The organism is Vibrio sp. 1S139 (assembly GCF_041439475.1).
GTDB lineage: Bacteria > Pseudomonadota > Gammaproteobacteria > Enterobacterales > Vibrionaceae > Vibrio > Vibrio crassostreae_C.
In genome coordinates, this window is the sequence record NZ_JBGOOD010000005.1 from 60,690 (window position 1) to 78,392 (window position 17,703).

Sequence of the window (17,703 nt, forward strand, 5' to 3'; positions counted from 1 at the left end):
CCTGAAATAGAATAGAGAGGCAACTTATCGTTGGGTGAGAGTGATGCTTGAATAGAAGTCAGTGCTTTCTCAAATTACAGGCAACAAAAAAGGACACCGAAGTGTCCTTTTTCATGTCTAAATAGCGAGAATTACTTCTTGCTAGAAAGAGCACCGAAACGCTTGTTGAAGCGATCAACACGGCCGCCAGTATCTACGATACGTTGCTTACCAGTGTAGAACGGGTGACATTTGTCACATACGTCTAGGTGGATTGATTCTTTTGCTAGCGTTGAGTTGAACTCAAATGTGTTGCCGCAAGAACAAGTTGCAGTAACTGCTTTGTATTCTGGGTGGATTCCAGCTTTCATGGGATAACCTCAAGTAGGCCGTGTCGCTATACGATTCTAAGCCGCACACCACACGTAGTTTAAAAAAAGAAATAAAGACACCGCATCGACACAAAAGAGTGATGAAGCCATACCTTTAAGGCGCAGTATAGTAATGAATCTATAAAGCAGGATCAACCGATTTGATACATTTTTCACCAATTCTCTCTTTATTTCCTTTATCGGCCTGAGATTTCGGGCTGTCGTTGTCGGTATACGCTAACTCGCCACCTTCATCCAAACTGCTTCTCGAATTTAACCGCCTTATCCTTTAGACTGTTCGCTCTCGTCAACTCAGATAAAGCCGTCCCTTTATGCGTCCAATGATTGCCCGTGTGGCACTGCCGGTTCCACTCGACAAGCAGTTCGATTACAAGATTCCAAACCACCTATTTCCGATTATTGGTGGACGAGTCTCTGTGCCTTTTGGACGACAAACCTTAACCGGCATTGTCACGGCTCTGGTTAACGAATCCGAGTTCGATCTAGATAAGCTCAAGCCCATTAAAGCCTTATTAGACAACCAACCCGTTTGGCCGGAATCTGTCTATTCACTGTTAATGTGGTGCAGTCAGTTTTATCAGTACCCCCTTGGCGAAACCTTTGCTAACGCCCTTCCGAGCGCTCTAAGAAAAGGCAAAGCCGCCGACTTCGCGACGCTGGTTGAGTGGCAGTTAACACCATCAGGCAAAGACCAACTGATGCAAGGTTTTGGTCGCGCGGTCAAACAAGCCAAAGTGATGCACATGCTTGAGCACGGTCCGGTTCCTCATCAAGAGTTCATTGATGAAGAAGTTGGCAGTGCCGTACTCAAAACGCTAGAAGAGAAAGGCTGGATTGAATCAATAGAGAAAAAGCCAAAACGTCAGCCATGGCCAGTTGAACTTGAGAATGACCAAGACAAACCTAAGCTCAATGCCGAACAAGCCATCGCGATTGCGACCGTAAATAGCCAAACCGACTTTGGTTGTTTCCTGTTAGAGGGCGTTACTGGCTCAGGTAAGACCGAGGTTTACCTGAATATGATTAAGCCGATTCTCGATCAAGGTAAACAAGCGTTAGTGCTCGTGCCCGAGATTGGTCTCACTCCTCAAACGATTAACCGCTTTAAGCGACGCTTTAATGTGCCTGTTGAGGTTATCCACTCAGGTTTAAACGATTCAGAACGCCTGAATGCGTGGTTATCGGCGCGCGATAAAATAGCAGGCATCGTGATTGGTACCCGTTCAGCTCTGTTCACGCCATTTGCTGACCTAGGTATTATCATTGTCGATGAAGAACACGACGCGTCTTATAAACAGCAAGATAGCCTGCGCTACCACGCTCGTGATGTGGCGATCATGCGTGCGCACAAAGCGCAGATCCCGGTTGTGTTAGGCTCTGCAACTCCAGCATTTGAAACACTGCACAACGCTCAAATAGGTAAATACAGTTATCTCACCCTGACTTCACGTGCGGGTGTCGCACTGCCGACCACCAATAAGGTGTTGGATGTTAAAGGTGAATATCTAGAAAGTGGCCTGTCTGCGTCGTTAATTGCAGAGATGCAAAGACACCTCAAAGCAGGCAACCAAGTGATGCTGTTCCTCAATCGCCGAGGGTTTTCTCCGGCATTGATGTGTCACGATTGTGGTTGGACAGCCGAGTGTAAACGTTGTGATGCTTACTACACCTATCACCAATACAGTAATGAGATGCGCTGCCACCACTGTGGTTCTCAGCAGCATATCGTGCACAACTGCCAAGGTTGTGGGTCTGTGAACTTGGTGACAGTGGGTGTCGGTACCGAGCAGTTAGAAGCTCAACTTGGTCAACTATTCCCGGAATACAAAACCATTCGTATTGACCGCGACAGCACCCGCCGTAAAGGCAGTTTAGAAAGCGCGCTCGAGTCGATTCGTAAGGGTGAATTCCAAATTCTTATCGGCACGCAGATGCTTGCTAAGGGTCACCATTTCCCTGACGTGACACTTGTGGCGTTATTGGATGTGGATGGCTCTTTATATAGCAGTGACTTCCGAGCGTCTGAACGTCTTGCCCAGCTATTCATCCAAGTAGCGGGACGCGCAGGACGAGCAAGCAAACCCGGTGAAGTGATCTTACAGACTCACCACCCAGAACATGGGTTGTTGCAAGCCTTGCTACACAAAGACTATAACCACTTTGCTCAGACGGCACTGGCAGAGCGTAAGCAAGCAATGTTACCGCCCTATACCTTTATGACGCTGTTTAGAGCAGAAGCCAATGACACTCGCTTGGTGGAAGAGTTCTTGCGTCAGGTTCGTCACACATTGGAATCGCACCCTCTGTTTGACCAATATTGCATGGTGTTAGGGCCAACCCCGGCTCCGTTAGCAAAACGAGCGGGCAAATCGCGCTGGCAGTTAATCTTACAAACTCAGACGCGCTCGTTAATGCAGAAGCTATTGATGAGTGCCAAGCCGGCCATCAATATGTTACCTGCTGCGAAAAAAGTTCGCTGGTCACTCGATATTGAGCCGCAAGATTTGAGTTAAACCCACTTGGGTTAAAACTAATGATAAGTTTGTTCACAAATATTTCATATTTATCGTGAGCAACTTCACACTAGTCATGTGATTTTTGTTAATCTAGCCGTAACTTTACACGGATTAAACGAATAAAATATTGCAATAAAAAAAGTGTTAGCAACACTTTCATAATATCTATTCGATTACATTTATTATTCACGCCTTAGATGCTTAGGCGGCAAAGGAACTTAAAAGAGGGTTTAATTTATGGCGACAATGAAGGATGTTGCCCAGCTAGCAGGCGTCTCAACAGCCACGGTATCACGTGCATTGATGAACCCTGAGAAAGTCTCAGTTTCGACTCGCAAACGAGTGGAAACAGCAGTACTTGAAGCTGGATACTCACCCAATACATTAGCTAGAAACTTACGTCGCAACGAATCAAAAACCATCATCACTATTGTTCCTGATATCTGTGACCCTTATTTCGCCGAGATCATTCGTGGTATCGAAGATGCCGCAGTAGAAAATGATTACCTTGTTCTACTGGGTGATAGCGGCCAGCAAAAGAAGCGCGAGTCTTCGTTTGTTAACTTAGTTTTCACCAAACAAGCCGACGGCATGTTGCTGCTTGGCACTGACCATCCGTTTGATGTCAGCAAACCTGAACAAAAGAATTTACCGCCGATGGTAATGGCGTGTGAGTTTGCCCCTGAGCTTGAACTGCCTACGGTACACATCGATAACCTGACCTCTGCCTTTGAAGCGGTGAACTACCTAGCTCAGTTAGGTCATAAGCGTATTGCTCAAATTTCAGGACCAGTATCGGCAACACTGTGTAAGTTCCGCCAACAAGGCTACCAGCAAGCGCTGCGTCGCGCCGGAGTCTCAATGAATCCAGCCTATAGCACGGTCGGTGACTTCACCTTTGAAGCGGGCGCTCAAGCGGTTCGTCAATTACTGGCACTTCCTGAACAACCTACAGCTATCTTCTGTCACAACGATGCGATGGCGATTGGTGCGATTCAAGAAACGAAGAAGCTGGGCTTGCGCGTTCCTCAAGACCTATCGATTGTCGGCTTCGATGACATCCAATTCGCTCAATACTGCGATCCACCGCTAACCACCATTTCTCAGCCTCGTTATGAGATTGGACGCCAAGCGATGTTGATGATGCTTGATCTATTAAAAGGCAACGATGTGCAAGCAGGTTCACGTCTGCTTGAAGCTAAATTAGTGGTTCGAGGCAGTACAGCGCCACCTCGAATATAACCCTTAGAAATACCCTTATAAATATGCGGCACATTTTGATGTGCCGCTTCCATTTCTGCACTATTATCCTCGCGCAATCTGGATTACCATGAGGGCAGAATCAGCAACTATTGAATTGTCTTGTGGCTAATAGAGATTATGTAAAGCGCGGTCGTGGCACGAAAAAACCGACCAAAAAACAAGCCCCTCGCCGTAAACCTTGGCGCAGTGGTCTTTTGGCGATCCTCCTTGCCGGTGGTTTTGGTTACGGACTTTACCTATTGAGTAATGATCCTGAGCCGCCTGCACCAACGCCTGTGGCAACCAAACCAAAACCTAAGCCAAAACCAGCGAAAGTGATTCCGCCGCCTCCTGAAGAGAAGTGGGACTACGTTGAAACGCTGCCAAACCGCGAGATTGAAGTAAAAGCCAAAGAGCAACAGATCTCTAAGATCCCTTACATCATGCAGTGTGGCGCTTACAAAACCTCGTCGCAGGCAGAAGCACGTAAGTTGGATATTGCCTTCCAAGGTATCTCAAGTGAGATCCGCAAGAAAGATGGCAGTAGCTGGTACCGTGTGGTTTTAGGGCCATACAAGTTGAAGCGTGACGCAGAACGCGATCGCCATAAGCTGCAACGAGCGAAAATTGAACCTTGCGCTATTTGGAAAGACGGGTCTTAATCAACTCAATATATAATAGGGGGAAGAGGATTCCCCCTATTGCTGTTTGAAAGCGTTCAATAGTTCATCGCACAAGCAATACCAGTATGTTAATCAAAAGAGTGCGTTTTAACGAAACTGAGGTACTTGTTCGTAGTACTCAAGCCCAAAGTCAGTCAGGTAGACCTGCTCCTTATTTATCTCGATGTAACCAAAAAAATCCAAGTGCGCTAAAACGTTAGGAAATGGACGTTTAAGAAAAACGTTGACCGAGTTTTTTAGATGTTCTGTTGAACACTCGCCCGCCTCCTGATACATCAGATGATGCAGTATAGACAGCTCATCCAGATCCATATCTCTATTAAAAAAACTGATATTGTCACTATTCATCACACTACTCCTTATGCAGTGAATACCACTGATTAGTGAACATCATTCCTTATAAATCAAACAAAAAGTGTTAACCATTTCACGTTAGAAATTTGTTTTATCTTTTTTTATATTTATCACAAACTATTAACCCACCAACCCTTGCCACACATAGGCTCAACAGGTAATGGATGTTTGAAACAACTGGTAACATTTAGTTTTTTTGATATGACATACCATTAAATGTGGCACTTGAATTCATGATAGTGGAGCCACATATAAGTAGTAACCATAAATAATAATCAAAAGAGGTCGACTCGTGACTACCATTGTATCTGTACGTCGTAATAATAAAGTCGTCATCGCGGGTGATGGACAAGTATCTCTGGGCAATACAGTAATGAAGGGCAACGCCCGTAAAGTACGTCGCCTATACAACAACAAAGTACTGGCCGGTTTTGCTGGCGGTACGGCTGATGCTTTCACGCTATTCGAAAAATTTGAAAGCAAGCTGCAAATGCACCAAGGCCATCTCACCAAAGCGGCAGTTGAGCTAGCGAAGGATTGGCGTAGCGACCGTGCTCTACGTAAGTTAGAAGCACTGTTAGCAGTAGCGGATGAGACCGCTTCACTGATCATCACAGGTAACGGTGACGTAGTTCAACCTGAGAACGACCTGATTGCGATCGGTTCGGGCGGAAACTTCGCTCAAGCAGCCGCTACTGCACTATTAGAAAATACTGATTTAGATGCGCGTGAAATCGCAGAAAAGTCGCTGAACATTGCAGGCGACATCTGTGTCTTCACCAACCATCACCACACTATTGAAGAACTAGAAAGCACCGTTGAGCTGCCAAAGCCAGAGTAACGACCGCTTCCATCAATAACGTTGTATTCAACAGTGATTAAAGAATTAAGGAAAAACCATGTCTGAGATGACTCCTCGCGAAATTGTTCACGAACTCAATCGCCACATTATCGGCCAAGACAACGCTAAGCGCTCAGTGGCTATCGCTCTTCGTAACCGCTGGCGCCGTATGCAGCTTGAAGAAAGCCTACGTGTTGAAGTATCGCCAAAAAACATCCTGATGATTGGCCCAACGGGTGTAGGTAAAACTGAAATCGCTCGCCGCCTAGCGAAATTAGCAAACGCGCCTTTCATCAAGGTAGAAGCGACTAAGTTCACCGAAGTGGGTTACGTTGGTAAAGAAGTTGAAACCATCATCCGTGATCTAACGGACGTTGCGATCAAGATGACGCACCAACAAGCGATGGAAAAAGTACAATACCGCGCTGAAGAACAAGCTGAAGAACGCATTCTTGATGCCCTTCTACCACCAGCGCGTGATGCTTGGGGTCAGAACGAGCAATCAACTGAAGACACAACCTCTTCAAACACTCGTCAGATTTTCCGCAAGAAACTGCGTGAAGGTAAGCTAGATGACAAAGAGATTGAAGTTGATGTAGCCGCACCGCAAATGGGCGTTGAAATCATGTCACCTCCAGGCATGGAAGAGATGACAAACCAGCTGCAAGGCATGTTCCAAAACCTAGCGGGCGACACCAAGAAAAAGCGTAAGATGAAAATCAAAGACGCATTCAAAGCACTGACGGAAGAAGAAGCTGCGAAGCTTGTGAACCAAGAAGAGCTGAAAGAGAACGCGATCTTCAACGCTGAAAACAACGGCATCGTATTCATCGATGAGATCGACAAAATCTGTAAGCGTGGCGACAGTTCAGGCCCAGATGTATCTCGCGAAGGTGTTCAGCGTGACCTACTGCCTCTTATCGAAGGCAGCACAGTATCAACCAAGCACGGTATGGTTAAAACTGACCACATCTTGTTTATCACATCAGGCGCATTCCAAGTGGCTAAGCCATCTGACCTGATCCCTGAGCTACAAGGTCGTCTACCAATCCGCGTAGAACTTGAAGCACTATCAGCACATGACTTCAAACGCATCCTAACTGAGCCAAAAGCATCTCTAACAGAGCAATACATTGCCCTAATGAAAACAGAAGATGTCAACATTGAGTTCACTGAAGATGGCATCAACCAGATTGCGGACGCAGCATGGCGCGTAAACGAAACCACTGAGAACATCGGTGCGCGTCGTCTACACACAGTGATGGAGCGTCTAATGGATGAGATTTCATTCGAAGCAACAGACAAAGCTGGCAGCAAGCTAGTGATTGATGAAGCTTACGTAACATCGAAACTTGGCGAATTCGTTGAAGACGAAGACCTAAGCCGCTTCATCCTGTAGCACACCAAACTCTAACTTATTGCTCTATCTCAAAGAAATAGCAGCTAATAAGCGAATTCAAGGCCCACTTTCGAGTGGGCTTTTTATTACCCGAAAAATGGGCGTATACTCAAATCACAGTATGAAACGAAGACTTACAAAGAATTAGACCTACGATGAAACAATCTCTACTGATCTGGCTTGATGCCGCACGACCAAAAACTCTGCCTCTCGCACTTGTCTCTATTCTTACAGGAAGTAGTTTAGCGTTCGCCGGTGGTCAGTTTTCTTTATCGATAGCCCTACTGGCATTTTTAACCGCCACCCTATTACAGATTTTATCGAACCTAGCCAATGACTATGGCGACGCCGTAAAAGGCACAGACAACGAAAATCGTCTGGGGCCAACACGTGCCATGCAATCTGGCGCGGTAACAGCGAAAACCATGAAGCAAGCGATCATCCTCAACATCGTGTTTACTATGGTCGCTGGGCTGATTCTTATTTTTCATGCCTTAACCTCGATTGAAAGTATCTTATCTTTCATTGCGTTAGGCATATTAGCCATTGTTGCTGCCATCGCTTATACCGTCGGTAATAAGCCTTATGGCTATATTGGCCTTGGCGACTTATCGGTATTTATCTTCTTCGGTTTATTAGGTGTTTCAGGGACTTACTTCTTGCACACTGGCCATGTTGAACCAAGCCTATTCCTTCCGGCATTGGGCTGTGGCTTGATGGCGGTTGCGGTACTCAATATCAACAACATGCGTGATATCGAAAACGACAGCGAATGTGGTAAGCGCACCATGGCGGTTCGCCTAGGACAACGCAAAGCCAAACACTATCATTTTGCTCTGCTTGGCCTCGCCCTTGCGTCTTTCGCTATCTACCTGCTTATTCAAGAAAAACCGGTCTGGATCAGCCTGCCGTTTTTGCTGAGCATTATTATTGTTTACAAGCATGGCAAAGCCGTTTGGGAAACCGAAAAGCCAGCGCAAATTGCACCAATGATGCCCGTGATTGTGAAATGCTCACTGGTCACTAACCTATTGTTTGCAGGGGTTGTCGTAGCTCAAACTCTATTGAGTTAAATGAGACTAATCATTGCAAAGGGATCAAGCGCCGATATACTCAAAGTAAGCTCATTGTTCAAAAGGTATACTAATGGAATACAACACTTCAGCACTGTGCGACATATATTTGGATCAAGTTGATGTCGTGGAGCCAATGTTCAGCAACTTCGGTGGACGTGCATCCTTCGCAGGACAGATCACGACATTAAAGTGTTTTGAAGACAACGCTTTGATTCGCTCTGTACTAGAGCAAGACGGTCTGGGGCGTGTGTTGTTAATCGATGGGGGCGGCTCACTACGTAAAGCGCTGATCGATGCTGAGATAGCCCTACTTGCCGAAGACAATGAGTGGGAAGGGATTGTGGTTTACGGGTGCGTTCGTGAAGTCGATGAGCTTGAAGACATGAACCTAGGTATCCAAGCCTTGGCTTCTATCCCTGTTGGTGCGAGCCAAGAAGGTGTCGGTGAATTAGACGTTCCAGTGAACTTTGGCAGCGTGACCTTCTTACCTGAAGATTACCTCTACGCAGACAACACTGGCATCATTCTTTCTGCCGAACCTCTAGATGTAGAACTCAATTTGGATGTCGAGGAAGAAGACGTCGAGTAACTCTCACTCAGCTTCAAATAATAAAACAAATCATAAGAACACAAACAAAAACGCCCGCTACTGAGTAGCGGGCGTTTTTTTAAATCTGAAGAGTCGATTACTCTACTTCATCCATTTTACCAAGAAGGTTACGGATGCGATCTTGCCATGCTGAATGCTCTTCCTGCATTTGCTGAGTTTTTTGCTCTAGCTCGTGACGGCTTGCTTTAAGCTCACCAGCTTCTGTTGCTAGTGCTTGTTTCTCTTCTTTAAGCTCTTCCACTTCCATTTGAAGAAGTGCAATTGTATCTACTGCTGTTTGAATTTTTGCTTCTAGCTGCTCTAGTACTTCAAAAGACATTCTGGCCTACCTTTAAGTTATCCGTTTGATGGTGAAGGTTCACTCCACTTATTTCCCCATTCTACTCAGCAGAGCAAGGATAAACACTCAATATATTCGATATTTTGCGCCATTCGATGAAAAAAACAGCGCTTTTTACCGAATATTGACGTGAACGATTACCGCCACAACGGCAAACCGATTATTTTGATGAATAATAACTGTTTTCCACTGCGAATTGATCGAGAGCAATCTCCAAAAAACAAAAAGGCAAACGTTTCCTTTTGGATATGGTAAAATTCGCCGCGAAATTTCTATTCCCCCTTTGAAAATTTTGGAGTCCGCATGAAACGCGATTTAGCAATGTCATTCTCTCGTGTCACAGAAGGTGCAGCACTAGCTGGTTACAAGTGGCTTGGCCGTGGCGATAAAAACGCTGCAGATGGCGCTGCTGTAGAAGTAATGCGTAGCCTATTAAACAAAACCGAAATTAGCGGTGAGATTGTTATCGGCGAAGGTGAAATCGATGATGCACCTATGCTATACATCGGCGAAAACGTAGGTGTGGGCGGCGACGCTGTCGACATCGCAGTTGACCCAATTGAAGGGACACGCATGACAGCAATGGGCCAATCAAATGCATTGGCTGTATTGGCTGCGGGCGAAAAAGGCAGCTTCCTTAAAGCGCCTGATATGTACATGGAAAAGTTGGTTGTTGGCCCTGGCGCTAAAGGCGTGATTGACCTAGAACTGCCACTAACAGAAAACCTAGAAAACATCGCTAAAGCACTAGGTAAAACACTTGATACTCTAGTCGTAACCACGCTTGCTAAGCCTCGTCATGATCAAGTCATCGCCGACATGCAAGCAATGGGCGTTCGTGTATTTGCTGTGCCAGACGGTGATGTTGCGGCTTCTATCTTAACCTGTATGCCAGACAGTGAAGTAGACGTCATGTACTGCATCGGCGGCGCACCTGAAGGTGTGGTCTCGGCGGCGGTAATTCGCGCACTCGACGGCGACATGCACGGTCGTCTTCTACCTCGCCACGAAGTGAAAGGCGACACAGAAGAGAACCGCAAGCACGGTGAACTTGAACTTGAGCGCTGCGCAGAAATGGGCGTAACGGCGGGTATCGTATTGAAGATGGAAGACATGGCACGCAGCGACAACGTTGTATTCTCAGCAACAGGCATCACTAAGGGTGACTTGCTAGAAGGTATTTCTCGTCAAGGTAATATCGCAACCACAGAAACCCTGCTTATCCGTGGCCGCTGCCGTACAATTCGCCGCATCAAATCTATCCACTACCTAGAGCGTAAAGATCCAGAAGTAGTAGGTCATATCCTGTAAGCCTAAATTCGGTGAAACAGAATATTCCAAGGCTGATACCTAGTATCAGCCTTTTGTTTTATTAGCGCACCAGAATCTGACCATGGCAGCCAATAGAGTAAAACGCTATCTATAGAGTAAATTATCATCAATATAGTAAATGGTTTGCTTTATAAACACCTTGCCTCATAATAGTAAGGTTCATTAGGTAGGGATAGTATGAAAACAAGCGACAGAATCTTACAGACCATTAAGCGTCAAGGCGCGGTAACCGCGAAACAACTGTCAGAAGAATTTGGCATGACGACAATGGGGGCAAGGCAACATCTGCAAAGCCTGGAAGATGACGGTATTCTTGCGTTTCATGATGTGAAAGTGAAAGTGGGTCGCCCGACTCGCCACTGGTCCCTGACTCAACAAGGTCATAACCAATTTTCAGACCGACATGGTGAACTCACCATTCAAGTGATTGATGCTGTCGAGAATCTATTTGGTAAAGAAGGGCTGGCTAAGGTTGCTGCCGAGCGTGAACAACACACTCTTAAGCAGTATCAAACTGCGCTGTCTGGCTGTGATTCACTCATCAGCAAGCTTAAAAAACTCACCCAGCTTCGTGAAGACGAAGGCTACATGGCTGAGCTTCAAGAGCATGATGATCACTACATCTTAATTGAGAACCACTGCCCTATCTGTAAGGCTGCAACTCGCTGCCCTAGCCTGTGCCAATCTGAGCTCAACGTGTTTACTGAGTTACTAAAAGATGAGTGTCACGTGAGCCGTACAGAGCACATCATTGCTGGCGAACGACGCTGCACTTACACCTTAACACCCGCCCTTTGATTGCAAAGGTAATCGGCTAATACCGTCTCAATATTGAGAAAATACAAATAGATTAAAATTTGTACAGATTTCTTTCTTAAGCTTAGAGCATATGAAACACGCTTAATGCTAAGGAAGGAATGATGGCGCATCCACAACCCGCTCAAAAACTGCCACCCTTTGATGAACTTGTCCAACTCGCGAAAAGCGACCCGAAAGCATTCAATCAATTCAAACACGAGATGTGCGAACAGATGATTTGTTCGGCTTCAGACGTGATGCAAGACCGACTTCGTGCGCAGCAAAGTCACATCGACTTAGTGGTTAGCCGTTGTAAAAACCCACACCACGCCAATGTCGTACTCATGCAAGAGCTGCGCTGTCAGGTCTGTAAGTTCCAAGATGCACTCGAAGGGCGCTGCGGCTTTGAAGAATCTCTGCCTGAAAATGTCGTGCCTTTTAAGCCGAATACCGAACCTAAAATGTACTGAAATTAGCAAAGCACTAAAAAGAAAAAGGGAGCGTAATGCCCCCTTCTTATTGGTTCGCTGTTCAATATTTACATGGGTCTTCGCCGTAGTCATTACGGCCTTCTGTACCTTTCAACAAACCACACTCAATCAGAATCCAGAAACCACACACTAATGCCGCGACGGTTGCCGCCATATGAATTGGCGATACCGGCTCTGTCGTCGTTGCAACCATTGGCGAAGCTAAACGACCCAATACTAATGGCACATTCAATAGTAGCCAGTAATTAGACTTATTGCGGTCGTGCCAGCGCTTAGCGGTTACCGCAAGGTCTGGGATCACAAGCATCAATAGGATGATTGGTAGCAGGATATAAGAGTAAGCAGGGAACAACACAGAGATACCTGAAGCAAAACCGGTAATCGCTATGTAGTAGAAAACATTCCAAATCCAGTAAGTCTTACGACCAATTCTCCCCTTGAAAGAGAGCAGTAATTCTTTCATCGACATCTTAAATACTCAAATTTATACGCCGCTAAAAGTCAGCAGCAATGGTTAGTTTATTACTTTTTGAAAGCAACTTTTATCCATATCACGAATATTCACCGTTAAGCTTCTTACATGACTCGCTTGTTCTTGCAGGACCTGCATTAACGATCGTGACAATTCTCGCTTTTGCTCTTCCGTTCGTCCCGAAAGTAACTCAAAGCTGATATGAATAAAGTCTACACTATCTTCCTCATCACCGACCAACCAATTATGGCAACGCAGTGAACGAGATTTCACTGATGGCACATCAAACAAGCCACATGTGAGAGCGACTTGGTGGAGATCTTCCAGTAAGCCTTGGATATTTACTCGCTCATCCACTGAATTGGAGTACTCTAGAACTAGATTCGGCATTGTTACTTCCTGTTGTTAACGCAATCGTTTGTCCCTTAATAACAACTAACGATGAAAAATCCGAGAAGTTAGCTATTATTCTGTCTGCCGGATCACTGATATATGCTCAAAATCTACTCTGACCATTGAGTAAGATCCAAGAAAGTCATGACCACAGTCATGATCTGTTGATATTAATCTGTTATATTATTTCGTAATAAAGTTTACTTTTTTACATTCGATTTATTTAAATACTTTGGAGATATTCCTATGCGTCATCCTGTAGTTATGGGTAACTGGAAACTAAACGGCAGCAAAGAAATGGTTGTTGATCTACTAAACGGTCTTAACGCTGAACTTGAAGGCGTAACAGGCGTAGACGTAGCAGTTGCTCCACCAGCACTTTTCGTTGATCTAGCAGAGCGTACGCTTACTGAAGCGGGCAGCGCGATCATCCTAGGTGCTCAAAACTCTGACCTAAACAACAGCGGTGCATTCACTGGCGACATGTCTCCAGCAATGCTTAAAGAGTTCGGCGCATCTCACATCATCATCGGTCACTCTGAGCGTCGTGAATACCACAACGAATCAGATGAGTTCGTAGCTAAGAAATTCGCATTCCTAAAAGAGAACGGCCTAACTCCAGTTCTTTGTATCGGTGAATCTGAAGCACAAAACGAAGCAGGCGAAACTGTTGCAGTATGTGCTCGTCAACTTGACGCTGTTATCAACACTCAAGGTGTTGAAGCTCTTGAAGGCGCTATCATCGCTTACGAACCAATCTGGGCTATCGGTACTGGTAAAGCAGCTACAGCTGAAGATGCACAACGCATCCACGCTCAAATCCGTGCACACATCGCAGAGAAATCTGAAGAAGTTGCTAAGAAAGTTGTTATCCAATACGGCGGTTCTGTTAAGCCAGAAAACGCAGCAGCTTACTTCGCACAACCAGACATCGACGGTGCTCTAGTTGGCGGCGCAGCTCTAGACGCGAAAAGCTTCGCAGCTATCGCTAAAGCAGCAGCTGAAGCAAAAGCTTAATTTAAACTTCACCGTTTAAATTAAATGAAAGGTCAACTTAGGTTGGCCTTTTTTGATCTCGCTCGAAAACCGCCACTCCCAACCTCTTTTTTGCACTGAGCTCTTTGTAACTTAATAACATTCCGGTTTATTAGACTGCGTTATGAAGATTTATACACAAGCTCATCTAAACACATTTCGAAAACAGCTCCGAAACAACATGCCTCAACCAGAACGCAAGCTATGGTTTTATATACGGAACAAGCAGCTTGGTATTAAGTTTCGCAGACAACATAGCATCGGAAAGTACGTCGTGGATTTCTTCAGCTGTGAACTAAAACTGGCCATTGAGATAGATGGTAATAGCCACTTTTCAGAACAAGCACAGGCTTACGATCATCAGCGTACACGAGACTTAAACAAGATTGGAATCAAGGTGCTTCGCTTTACCAATAATGAAGTTAATCAGAATCTTGAAGAAGTTTTGGTGAAAATCATGAATTCAATCCCCAAATAAACTTCTGTGTACACATCCCCCTCTAACTCCCCCTTATTTCAACATTTTCGATTACCCTGCCGATCTAAGGTAAAGGGGGAGAACTTTCTTTGTTCACTTAGGTTCCTAGGCTTACTGAAACCATAAAATGTTCAATAAATCGCTAATAGGAAAGCTTACGTTAATCGCTAAAATTTGTTGTAGTCGGTATATGCTCCAACAACTACGGAACGGTTCCTCCCCTTTCCAATGAAAGCTAAAGGGATCTAGAAACCTGACATAAGGGGAGGCTAGGAGGGGATTTTACAATGAATCTAAAGAACGGCAGGCACAAAAAAACCGCTGAATAATCAGCGGTTTTTAAATTCTTTAAGCGAACGCTAAGCGTGGCTTAGAACAACTCTTCTGCAACGCGGAACAGCTCAGAACGGTCTGGGTTCTGCATGTTCTCGATACAATCGATGATGTCGTGGTGAACAAGTTCTTCTTTCTCGATACCCACACAACGACCACCGTGACCTTCTTGAAGAAGGTGAACAGCGTAGTTACCCATGCGAGAAGCCAATACACGGTCAAATGCAGTAGGACGACCACCACGTTGGATGTGACCAAGAACCGTTGCACGAGTTTCACGACCTGTTGAAGATTCGATCTCTTTAGCCAGTTCGTTAGCATCCATCATTAGCTCAGTTAGAGCGATGATTGCGTGCTTCTTACCTTTCGCAATACCATCTTGGATGTTGCTGATAAGCTGTTCTTTATCTAGGCCAGTCTCTGGAGTAATGATGTACTCACAACCACCCGCGATTGCTGACATAAGCGTAAGGTCACCACAGTGACGGCCCATGATTTCAACAATAGAAATACGTTGGTGAGAAGAAGACGTGTCACGTAGACGGTCAATTGAATCAATAACAGTGTTAAGCGCTGTTAGGTAACCGATTGTGTAGTCAGTACCCGCGATATCGTTATCGATTGTGCCTGGAAGACCGATACATGGGTAACCCATTTCAGTCAGCTTCTTAGCACCCATGTAAGAACCGTCACCACCGATAACAACAAGTGCTTCGATACCGTGCTTCTTAAGGTTCTCAATGCCTTTCTCACGAACAGCAACGTCTTTAAATTCAGGGAAACGTGCAGAACCTAAGAAAGTACCACCACGGTTGATCACGTCAGATACGCTTGAACGGTCAAGCTTTTCGATGCGGTCTTCAACAAGGCCTTGGTAGCCATCGTAAATACCGTAAACTTCAATGCCAACTGATAACGCAGTACGAACAACGCCGCGAACTGCTGCGTTCATACCTGGAGCGTCACCACCACTGGTCAAAACACCGATCTTCTTAATCATGCTCACCCTCGATTTTTGGGAATCTATTATTCAATTCTTGTTCTTGCTGATTGTATATCAACAAGATTTTAAATCTATATTTGTGCGTTATGTTACATTTCCTCAACAGGAATAGCACTCAAATCGCGTAAAATTATGTAACATTTCTACTTCTGTAAGAGTATTACAGTTTTACTCAATAACTTTGTTGATTCACATCAGAATCAACATTAATTGTTACTAAGGTGGTTTTTGAATCACCTAACAGTTAATAATTTTTACTCACTTTAGTTCAAAAGCCACTCACTTACCATTTGCCCGCTGATTTTTAGCACGCATTACCACGAGTGGAATTTCTGCTGCTTCTCTGGTCCAAATACGACCGAATACGGGTCTTGGTGAATTAATACATCAGCATCAGGGAACAAGGAGATAAGCTTAGCCTCTACTTCGTCAGAAATGCGATGCGCTTCAATAAGTGGGATATTATCTTCCAATTCTAGATGCAGTTGGATGAAGCGTATTGGCCCCGAGCGACGCGTTCGTAATTGATGTACACCCAACACGCCTTCCACGCTCAATGATGTCTCTTTAATCTGTTTCAGCTCATCATCTGGCAGCTTATGATCAAGCAGAGACTGAACCGCTTCCATCGCCATTTGATAAGCGCTGTACAGAATGTAGATACCGATACCGACCGCGAATACTGAGTCCGCCTGACCAATCCCAAACCAGCTCAATGCCAGTGCCAGCATGATCGCAGCGTTCATATAAAGGTCTGATTGATAGTGCAGAGAGTCGGCCGCAATAGCTTGGCTGCCTGTTTTGTTGACCACATGCTTTTGGAATCGAACCAAACCGAAGGTCATCACCATCGCAAATAAGCTGACATAGATACCAATCTCTGGAGAATTCAGTTCATGAGGTCGGAAGAAGCGCTCAATACCATTGAGAATAAGGAAACATGCAGAGCCTGAAATAAACATTGCCTGCGCTAATGCAGCGAGAGATTCAGCCTTACCATGACCAAAGGTGTGCTCTTTGTCGGCAGGCTGCAGAGAGTAACGAACCACGATAAGGTTAACGACAGAGGCCGCGATATCCAGCATTGAATCCACGACGGAAGCCAACAGACTCACGGAACCTGTCACCCACCAAGCTGCGACTTTCACTATCAATAAAATAGTGGCGATGGTGGTGGCTGCCCAAGCGGCGAGCGTAACTAAACGTGCGTATTCTTGTTTCATAACTTGGCTATAAAGTGACTGATAGCACAAAGTATAACCTGCAAACCACCAATTGAATATGACAGCCATGATGTAAAACATTCATTTTTAAGGATCAAAAAAAGCGACACTCGGCCGCTTCTTTCTAAACACTTTCATTCAACGCTGATTTTTCAAGCAATGAATTACTTGTCTTTGTTCATGCGTTTTCCCATTTTGTCAGCACACTTAGTCATGCGCTCTTGTTGGGTTTCTTTCAGTTGAGTCTTTTGCTCAGCCGTTAGTACGCTCATCATTTGGTGTTGCTTCTTAAGCATTGCTACGCGACGCTCAGTTTGCTTCTCAACCATTTGGCTTGCTAGGTCGTTTGCTGCTGCTTCGTCAAAGTTGTCAGCAAGTACCAATGCTTGAACCTTTTCGTGATGCGCTTTCATTTGCGCCATTTTTGCCGTTTTGTTTGCACCGCGCTTTGCTTTCATCTCAGCACGGTCTGCTTCACGCATCTCTTTTAACTGTTCTTTTTGAGCGTCGGTTAGGTCTAGTTGGCGCATTACTTTTTTATCGAAACCGCCACACTTGTCGTGCATACCTTTGTGGTCACCTTTATCACCACCACCGTAAGCATACGCGCTTGCTGTACCAAAAATAAGTGGAAGTGCCGCAGCTGCTAGTACAAGTTTCTTAGTCATTTTCATAATTGTTGCCTCAATTCGGTATAATAAGTCATGTGTTGC

20 protein-coding genes are annotated in these 17,703 nt (G+C 45.2%); 12 read left to right on the forward strand and 8 right to left on the reverse strand.

The features are described 5' to 3' along the window. Positions 1–131: 131 nt before the first annotated feature. Complete coding sequence (gene rpmE, locus ACED46_RS03175; RefSeq protein WP_004737142.1) at positions 132–350, reverse strand: 50S ribosomal protein L31; 219 nt, start codon at positions 348–350, stop codon at positions 132–134. Between the two features lie 332 nt (positions 351–682). On the opposite strand from rpmE, the gene priA reads away from it, so the two are divergent. The 3 genes from priA to ACED46_RS03190 all read left to right on the forward strand — a co-directional run bounded on the left by priA (position 683) and on the right by ACED46_RS03190 (position 4,791). After that, positions 683–2,884, forward strand: a complete 2,202-nt coding sequence (gene priA / locus ACED46_RS03180) for a primosomal protein N' (RefSeq protein ID WP_371720882.1) — start codon at positions 683–685, stop codon at positions 2,882–2,884. 240 nt (positions 2,885–3,124) lie between these two features. Continuing rightward, entirely contained in the window at positions 3,125–4,129 is a 1,005-nt protein-coding gene (gene cytR, locus ACED46_RS03185) for a DNA-binding transcriptional regulator CytR (protein ID WP_017061147.1), read from the forward strand. A 122-nt stretch (positions 4,130–4,251) separates the two neighbouring features. Then, a complete protein-coding gene (locus tag ACED46_RS03190; RefSeq protein WP_371720883.1) occupies positions 4,252–4,791 on the forward strand; it encodes an SPOR domain-containing protein in 540 nt (179 codons plus the stop codon). A gap of 108 nt (positions 4,792–4,899) precedes the next feature. On the opposite strand, the gene ACED46_RS03195 is transcribed toward ACED46_RS03190, so the two are convergent. Beyond that, positions 4,900–5,160: a hypothetical protein gene (locus tag ACED46_RS03195; protein WP_017061149.1), complete on the reverse strand. Its 261-nt coding sequence runs from the start codon at positions 5,158–5,160 to the stop codon at positions 4,900–4,902. Between the two features lie 298 nt (positions 5,161–5,458). Between ACED46_RS03195 and hslV the strand changes: the two genes are divergently transcribed. The 4 genes from hslV (at position 5,459) to rraA (ending at position 9,071) form a co-directional block, all read left to right on the forward strand. Next, positions 5,459–6,007 (forward strand): ATP-dependent protease subunit HslV, encoded by a 549-nt coding sequence (hslV, locus tag ACED46_RS03200; RefSeq protein ID WP_004729692.1) that lies wholly within the window; start codon positions 5,459–5,461, stop codon positions 6,005–6,007. 58 nt (positions 6,008–6,065) lie between these two features. Further along, positions 6,066–7,406, forward strand: a complete 1,341-nt coding sequence (gene hslU, locus ACED46_RS03205) for an HslU--HslV peptidase ATPase subunit (RefSeq protein WP_017061150.1) — start codon at positions 6,066–6,068, stop codon at positions 7,404–7,406. 155 nt (positions 7,407–7,561) lie between these two features. Then, on the forward strand, positions 7,562–8,479 hold the full coding sequence (locus ACED46_RS03210) for a 1,4-dihydroxy-2-naphthoate polyprenyltransferase (RefSeq protein ID WP_017061151.1): 918 nt from the start codon (positions 7,562–7,564) through the stop codon (positions 8,477–8,479). Between the two features lie 73 nt (positions 8,480–8,552). Continuing rightward, complete coding sequence (gene rraA, locus ACED46_RS03215) at positions 8,553–9,071, forward strand: ribonuclease E activity regulator RraA (protein WP_102333889.1); 519 nt, start codon at positions 8,553–8,555, stop codon at positions 9,069–9,071. A gap of 97 nt (positions 9,072–9,168) precedes the next feature. On the opposite strand, the gene zapB is transcribed toward rraA, so the two are convergent. Beyond that, positions 9,169–9,411, reverse strand: a complete 243-nt coding sequence (gene zapB, locus ACED46_RS03220; RefSeq protein WP_008219652.1) for a cell division protein ZapB — start codon at positions 9,409–9,411, stop codon at positions 9,169–9,171. 324 nt (positions 9,412–9,735) lie between these two features. On the opposite strand from zapB, the gene glpX reads away from it, so the two are divergent. The 3 genes from glpX (at position 9,736) to ACED46_RS03235 (ending at position 12,032) form a co-directional block, all read left to right on the forward strand. Next, positions 9,736–10,743 (forward strand): class II fructose-bisphosphatase, encoded by a 1,008-nt coding sequence (glpX, locus tag ACED46_RS03225; protein WP_017061153.1) that lies wholly within the window; start codon positions 9,736–9,738, stop codon positions 10,741–10,743. 198 nt (positions 10,744–10,941) lie between these two features. Further along, the gene (locus tag ACED46_RS03230; RefSeq protein ID WP_017063674.1) at positions 10,942–11,562 is read left to right on the forward strand and encodes a metalloregulator ArsR/SmtB family transcription factor; all 621 of its coding nucleotides are present in this window, start codon (positions 10,942–10,944) and stop codon (positions 11,560–11,562) included. A gap of 122 nt (positions 11,563–11,684) precedes the next feature. Next, complete coding sequence (locus ACED46_RS03235) at positions 11,685–12,032, forward strand: DUF3135 domain-containing protein (protein WP_017061155.1); 348 nt, start codon at positions 11,685–11,687, stop codon at positions 12,030–12,032. A 61-nt stretch (positions 12,033–12,093) separates the two neighbouring features. Here the strand turns inward: ACED46_RS03235 and ACED46_RS03240 are convergent, their stop codons facing one another. Both ACED46_RS03240 and ACED46_RS03245 read right to left on the reverse strand, forming a co-directional pair. Further along, positions 12,094–12,522, reverse strand: coding sequence for a DUF805 domain-containing protein (locus ACED46_RS03240; protein ID WP_017063673.1), 429 nt, complete (start codon positions 12,520–12,522; stop codon positions 12,094–12,096). 45 nt (positions 12,523–12,567) lie between these two features. Beyond that, positions 12,568–12,915, reverse strand: coding sequence for a 5-carboxymethyl-2-hydroxymuconate Delta-isomerase (locus ACED46_RS03245; protein WP_050632402.1), 348 nt, complete (start codon positions 12,913–12,915; stop codon positions 12,568–12,570). A 249-nt stretch (positions 12,916–13,164) separates the two neighbouring features. Between ACED46_RS03245 and tpiA the strand changes: the two genes are divergently transcribed. Then, positions 13,165–13,935: a triose-phosphate isomerase gene (tpiA, locus tag ACED46_RS03250; protein WP_017061158.1), complete on the forward strand. Its 771-nt coding sequence runs from the start codon at positions 13,165–13,167 to the stop codon at positions 13,933–13,935. Positions 13,936–14,077: 142 nt separating this feature from the next. After that, positions 14,078–14,431: an endonuclease domain-containing protein gene (locus ACED46_RS03255; protein WP_017061159.1), complete on the forward strand. Its 354-nt coding sequence runs from the start codon at positions 14,078–14,080 to the stop codon at positions 14,429–14,431. Between the two features lie 370 nt (positions 14,432–14,801). Here the strand turns inward: ACED46_RS03255 and pfkA are convergent, their stop codons facing one another. The 3 genes from pfkA to ACED46_RS03270 form a co-directional block, all read right to left on the reverse strand. Continuing rightward, positions 14,802–15,764, reverse strand: coding sequence for a 6-phosphofructokinase (gene pfkA / locus ACED46_RS03260; RefSeq protein ID WP_017061160.1), 963 nt, complete (start codon positions 15,762–15,764; stop codon positions 14,802–14,804). A gap of 317 nt (positions 15,765–16,081) precedes the next feature. Next, positions 16,082–16,990: a CDF family cation-efflux transporter FieF gene (gene fieF / locus ACED46_RS03265; protein ID WP_371720884.1), complete on the reverse strand. Its 909-nt coding sequence runs from the start codon at positions 16,988–16,990 to the stop codon at positions 16,082–16,084. A gap of 164 nt (positions 16,991–17,154) precedes the next feature. After that, positions 17,155–17,664 (reverse strand): CpxP family protein, encoded by a 510-nt coding sequence (locus ACED46_RS03270; protein ID WP_371720885.1) that lies wholly within the window; start codon positions 17,662–17,664, stop codon positions 17,155–17,157. Positions 17,665–17,703 lie beyond the last annotated feature (39 nt).